Genomic DNA, 6,000 nt, shown 5'->3' with positions numbered 1-6,000 from the left:
TCTGCCAGTGCGCTGTAGCTCAAATAATTTTTGGGTTCAGCATCGGTTTGATTATCTTTTAAATATCGAATTTGAGAGACACGGGCAAGGTCAAAGTAGTTATCAAATACTTTGCGATAACTGGTATTAAACGAAATATTCTTACTAATCCGTCCTTCTAAACCGACCAAGGCAGAATAACCGTTTTCATCTTTATATTGGCTTGCTGCAATGTCGGCATTAATTACCCCGAAACCAAACAGGTTCTTGGCAAAACCAGTGCCCAGATTTGATAGCCCATCTGTAGAAGCTTCTGCACCACCGCTTAAAGTCAGTGAGTTACTATAACCATATCGAATCGCACCTGAAGCAAAGGTGGCATCGTCGTAATCATTCGAATACAGCCCATAGTTATAACGAGGAACCCCAACATCTACTGAGAATTCATTGATGCCTTTTGCCAAAATTTTAGATGAAAAATAGTAAGCCTGTTTGGTAATGCTCTGCTGACCCGTCGCATCGGTGGTCACAAGTGTGACTTCATTTCCCGAAATAAACGGGAGCTGCTTAATATCAAACGGGCCTGAAGGCACAAGCCCTGAATAAATCTTTTGCTGGTTAACGTATAAATCCAGTGTCGATGGCAGTGCAGCCGAGCCAGAAAATTGTGGTAATGCCGAAGTGACAATATCACCTCGTTGGGTGTAAGCACTCGACCACTGAAAACCGGCAAGACGGACACTACTCCCCCAATCAGAACTATTGGAAATAAAGTCCCCTAAGGTATATATCCTGATCTTTTCAGGGTCTACATACTGCCACTTACTTTCCAATCGTACCCATTTTTCATGGCTATAACTAGTTTCATTACTGCCGTTATATAGCACCCCTGATGAAAAGTTACCGATTGCACTGTTAAAAATCCCCTCTGCCGAACCAGAGAAAACATTCTCGTCATTGGTCACGGTGTGATACAGGCTATAGTTCAAAATGGCCGCATTTAAGGGCTTCATTTTTAGTAAATGAGGACTGGTAATCTGCTGGCCATTTAAGTCAACTGAATAATCCGTCAACATGCTGGACGGAACTTGCAAGTTTAGAGATTGTTCATTCTCTAGATATTTAAACTGGATTCCTTTTAGTTCATTAATACACACCCATTGGCTATCTGGAGTGTGTTCATCCATTTTTACCCTTAAAACTTTTAAGTCACGAGCACGAATATACAGCTTTCCATCTTGATCTTGGCGTACCGAGATTAAATCTGTTGAAATATTCGAGTTAATAGAAATCTTTAAAAAAAGCTGTGTGTAGGCCTTATCAGAACTAAACACCTGATGAGAAGAGTTTGTAACTTCCGGAATACTTGGTAAAGCAATATTGGTGTTATCTTGCAATGATTCAGCAAAAGCATGAATCGGCAAGTACATAACACATAAGGCACTTACGAGATATTTCATATGTGCCTCTTTAAAGAGATGCTTGCTTACCGTTAATATTCAATGAAATATTATATTTATGATCCGCTTGAAATTTAAAATCAGGGCTAATATTAAAATTTCTTGCTTTGCCAGCAAGAATATAACCATTCACCGTATTTACTTTAATGGCATAGCTTTTATTTTCTGTTACATCAACAAGTGTTAAATTATTTAAAAGTGCATGTCGATTGCCAACATTACTAATCATAAGAGAAGAAGTATTTTGCTCTTGTTGAATTGACCAAGTAAGTTTAGTAATTGCATCTTTATTTACGACAAATAGAGGCAATGACGAACGTAGTAGTACGTTAATCCCTTGATCCGCTTTACGGTTATCAATCGGTTTTGGTAGTTCATCAATAATAATACGGTATGTTTGCTCACCAGAAACTGGTGCTGGATTAATTCTAACTACACGTAAATTATAAGAATCATTAGGTTGTAATTTTAAAAACGGTGGACTAACCGCGATCTCATCTGTAGGTATTAATTGATCTTGCCCAGCATTTTGGCGCCATTCAAATACACGTACCTGCAAATCAGTGCTTTCATTTGACTGGTTATATAAACTAATTGAGGACGCAGATTGATCATTTAATATTTCAATACTTACAGGCGAAAGACGAATTGATGCAGCGTTCAGCATACTAGGCAAAAATAACAATAAACTTGTAATAACAAAGATATTTTTTCTCATGATTTGCCCAGAACTACTTTTCTCAAATTAGGCTAGCTCTCTCAATCAAGAGCTAGCAATGACACAATAAAACTTATTAAAAATTAATAAGTCACTGTTACAGTTACAGTGTCCACATAGCTACCTGAGCTTGGCAAAGTTGAGCCAGCAGGGATACGACCATAGACGTTAACTGCTTGTGGCGCACCAGTACCAGTACCGCTATATGCAGTTGTTGCAATACCAATTGCTGTTGCACGGTTAGTGTCAGAGAAAAGGTTGTAAGGAATAAATTCGTTGCTTGTTGCGCCACCAATCATACGACGTTGAGTCGTTTGAGCATTTTTGCCGGCATCAAAAGCCAAAGTCCATGGCACAGTGTTGTTACATAAAACTTTGATGGCCGTACCACCTGTCGTTGTAGTATCTGCATCGACGTTGCTAGCAAGAGAACTTAAAGTACCAAAATCTAAAACTGCATTAGCTGTTGTACCTGTAGCTGAAGTATTCAATACACAGCTATTTGTAATTGTTGCTTTAACAGTCAGGGTGCCTGTTGCTGTTGCAGCATTTGCGGCAGTGATAGACATTAAACCTATAGCAATTGCTGATAAACAAATGAGAGACTTTTTCATGGTTAAAAACCTTTTTTACATTACGCCAATAAAATTAATAGATGTAAAAACTAGCCTTCCCCAACACAATCACTAGCTTTTCTGATTGTTTTTTCAAAGCATTATTTTTTTACTCTACTGACCGCGCATAATACAAAAAAACAACAAAAACACTAACATAAGTTTCATTTTAAATATCAATTAATAGTTCAACTTCTGATGAATTTCTCAATTAGAAAAATTTTTATGGTTTATTACACTTTTTATATGAATTTTCGATACTTTTATTCAGTTTTTATTAGTTTTACTAAAAAAATTATAGCTTTTCATTAGTTAAAATTTACCATCACTTTTAGTAATTTATAATTTTTTAACCTTTGGTCAAAAAAACAAGAACAAAAAGTAAGCTACTGATTGTTCTATATATTTTAAATGAATAAGAAAACAATATTTTATGAATAAGAAATCTAAGTAACTTATAACAGTTCTAGGATTTTTTAAGAATTTTCAGTAATTAAAACAACTTTTCACCTACCAGAAGAAGGTAGCATTAGCTTAACTATTTCTAAAAATTAAATGAAAAAACAGGCCGAGAAATCCACCCACCATAGCAAAACCTAATTGTATATAGGCTTTGCCATACCAAGCCAATTCCCTAAATTGATAGTCTGCACTGCTAGAGTTGAACACAAACATATTCCTAATATCCCAACTATGAAATCCTTTAGGTCTTTCAGCAAAAAAGTCTAGAATAGGCGTAAACCCTAAAACAAATAAAACACCCAGTAAGGGATAAATGATATATCCTGGAAAGATAGGATTATTCTTTCGTTCCATAGAGTCAGATATAATAGCCGCGGCAACTAATAAACTTTGTATTAGAGTTACCTTTTTGAAAGTATCCAGATCAAAACCTAGATAGAACATTAAAGTTAAGAAAAAGACTCCCGTTAGAAGAATAGAGCATATTAATAGTTTCCAATTCATTTCAGTCCTTAAATATTTTTTAGATCTTATATAGTTATAGTAATGTCTATTGAAAATATTATTTCATCTTATCTATATTAGCAAACAACAATTAAATAGCACAGTATTAAGTATTCCAAAACATAAAATAACATTCAAATAATTTTCTTATTTTTAAATAAATCTAAATTTACATTTAGTTTATATATAGTTTTTTAGAAATTGATTTAACAAAATATATTTTTCAGCATAACTAAACATTTAAAAAATCCATTAACTTTATAATTAAAAATTTAGCAACGTATCTTAACTCTAATAGCTTCAGATTAAATATTATTTATAGTCAAAATACTTTCTATTTAAAAATATATTTCTAAACCAAGCGAACCTTTGAATGTACTCTTTTTTGTCCCCTAAAACTAACAATTCCATACTTGTAGTTTTACTTCCTTCTTGGCAAGGTATGTGCCAGTAAAACATTAGGAATTTGTTCCAATATGGCGAGTCCAGCACAAATCATTCGACATAAATTTCTCAATACATTCTTTTCACGCCATTCTCTTTGGTTCTTATGTATTTTTACTGCACTCAGCATTACATGGTTTCGCACCGTATATACACCTCATAGTATCTATTATTTTATTTCAGATACTCTACTTAACGGTTTATGGGTACTCACAGGTGCACTAAGCTTATTAGGCCTTTATGATGTTTTGCAGAATAAACATTCAATTTTAAGAAACTACCCAATTATGGGGCATTTCCGTTTTTTGTTTGAAGATATACGCCCAGAAATTCGTCAATACTTTATTGAAGCGGATCAAGATGCTCTACCTTTTTCTCGTATGCAAAGAAGTCTAGTTTATCAACGCGCTAAAAATGAAAATGCAGATAAACCTTTTGGTTCAATCATTGACGTTTATCAAGAAAACTATCGCTTTATTGTCCACTCAATAAGCCCTTGCCCACCAGCAGATCCAAAGAGTTTCCGTATTCAGGTTGGTAATGCACAATGCCTTCAACCTTATAGTGCATCAATCATGAACATTTCTGCCATGAGCTTTGGTAGTTTAAGTGCAAATGCAATCCGCGCATTAAATAAAGGTGCACAGTTAGGTGGGTTTTATCATGATACTGGCGAAGGTAGTTTAAGCCCTTATCATCTGGAAAATGGCGGTGATATTGTTTGGCAAATTGCCAGTGGTTATTTTGGTTGCCGTACCCTAGACGGAAAATTTGACGAGCAAAAGTTTGCCAAACAATCCCAATTACCACAGATCAAGATGATTGAACTGAAGCTTTCCCAAGGTGCTAAACCAGGCCACGGCGGTATTTTACCTAAACATAAAATTACCGCAGAAATTGCCGAAATCCGCGGCGTTTCTCGCGATCATGATTGTATTTCTCCTGCAAAGCATTCTAGTTTTTCTACCCCAATTGAAATGATGCATTTCTTACAGAAGTTGCGCACATTATCTGGCGGGAAACCAGTTGGTTTTAAACTGTGTATTGGTCAGCCTTGGCAATTTATGAGTATTGTTAAAGCAATGCTTGAAACAAAAATTGTTCCTGACTTTATTGTAGTCGATGGTTCTGAAGGCGGTACAGGTGCAGCACCAATTGAGTTTAGCGATAATATTGGCACACCATTACGTGAAGGCTTGCGCTTTGTCCATAACACGCTTGTCGGTGCAGGGCTAAGAGATCAAGTTAAGATTGGTGCGAGTGGTAAAATCATTAGTGCATTCGATATTGCCAGTACTTTTGCACTAGGTGCAGATTGGGTTAACTCGGCACGTGGTTTCATGTTTGCTGTTGGATGTATTCAGGCACAAAGCTGTCACACTAACCAATGCCCTGTAGGTGTTGCAACCCAAGATAAAGACCGCCAAAAAGCAATTGATGTACCGACCAAATCAGAACGGGTATTTAATTTTCATAAAAATACATTGCATGCATTATCAGAAATGATTGCTGCGGCTGGTTTACGTCATCCTTCAGATATTAAAGCCCACCATTTGGCTCAGCGAGTAAACGACCGTGAAATTAAGAACTATGCTCAATTGCATTTTTTCTTAAAAGAAGGTGAACTTTTACAATCTGAACTTAATAACGACGATGATAATTTTTATTATCGAATGTGGAATATGGCTGATGCCAATCATTTCTAATTTATATTAAGCCTATAATTTGAGCATTACACTCATAGTGTGATGCTCTTCCATATTTAAAAATAATATGTGATTTTTGATTAAATTCCACTCTCTTTTTAATTTGTATTTAA

5 protein-coding genes are annotated in these 6,000 nt (G+C 35.5%); 1 reads left to right on the top strand and 4 read right to left on the bottom strand.

Annotated elements, in window-relative coordinates; translation table 11 throughout:
• The 4 genes from MKL38_RS05125 to MKL38_RS05110 all read right to left on the bottom strand — a co-directional run.
• Positions 1-1,409: fimbria/pilus outer membrane usher protein (locus MKL38_RS05125; protein WP_333725384.1), on the bottom strand; the 1,409-nt coding region annotated here is incomplete at its 3' end.
• 40 nt (positions 1,410-1,449) lie between these two features.
• Positions 1,450-2,157, bottom strand: a complete 708-nt coding sequence (locus MKL38_RS05120; protein WP_270902717.1) for a fimbrial biogenesis chaperone — start codon at positions 2,155-2,157, stop codon at positions 1,450-1,452.
• Positions 2,158-2,240: 83 nt separating this feature from the next.
• Positions 2,241-2,771 carry a Csu type fimbrial protein gene (locus MKL38_RS05115; protein WP_270902716.1) on the bottom strand — a complete coding sequence of 177 codons (531 nt, stop codon included), beginning with the start codon at positions 2,769-2,771 and terminating at the stop codon, positions 2,241-2,243.
• 534 nt (positions 2,772-3,305) lie between these two features.
• Positions 3,306-3,737 (bottom strand): hypothetical protein, encoded by a 432-nt coding sequence (locus tag MKL38_RS05110; protein WP_270902715.1) that lies wholly within the window; start codon positions 3,735-3,737, stop codon positions 3,306-3,308.
• Between the two features lie 476 nt (positions 3,738-4,213).
• On the opposite strand from MKL38_RS05110, the gene MKL38_RS05105 reads away from it, so the two are divergent.
• Positions 4,214-5,887, top strand: coding sequence for an FMN-binding glutamate synthase family protein (locus MKL38_RS05105; RefSeq protein WP_056480816.1), 1,674 nt, complete (start codon positions 4,214-4,216; stop codon positions 5,885-5,887).
• Positions 5,888-6,000: the final 113 nt, after the last annotated feature.

Source organism: Acinetobacter sp. AOR14_HL (genome assembly GCF_027855175.1).
In the GTDB taxonomy this organism is placed as follows: Bacteria; Pseudomonadota; Gammaproteobacteria; order Pseudomonadales; family Moraxellaceae; genus Acinetobacter; species Acinetobacter calcoaceticus.
This window is presented reverse-complemented; position numbering and strand designations above follow the sequence as displayed.

What these genes read in the sequence shown, in the direction of transcription:
- MKL38_RS05115 (WP_270902716.1), bottom strand. Translation starts at nt 2,771, where the DNA reads ATGAAAAAGTCTCTCATTTGTTTATCAGCAATTGCTATAGGTTTAATG.
- MKL38_RS05105 (WP_056480816.1), top strand. Translation starts at nt 4,214, where the DNA reads ATGGCGAGTCCAGCACAAATCATTCGACATAAATTTCTCAATACATTC.
- MKL38_RS05110 (WP_270902715.1), bottom strand. Translation starts at nt 3,737, where the DNA reads ATGAATTGGAAACTATTAATATGCTCTATTCTTCTAACGGGAGTCTTT.
- MKL38_RS05120 (WP_270902717.1), bottom strand. Translation starts at nt 2,157, where the DNA reads ATGAGAAAAAATATCTTTGTTATTACAAGTTTATTGTTATTTTTGCCT.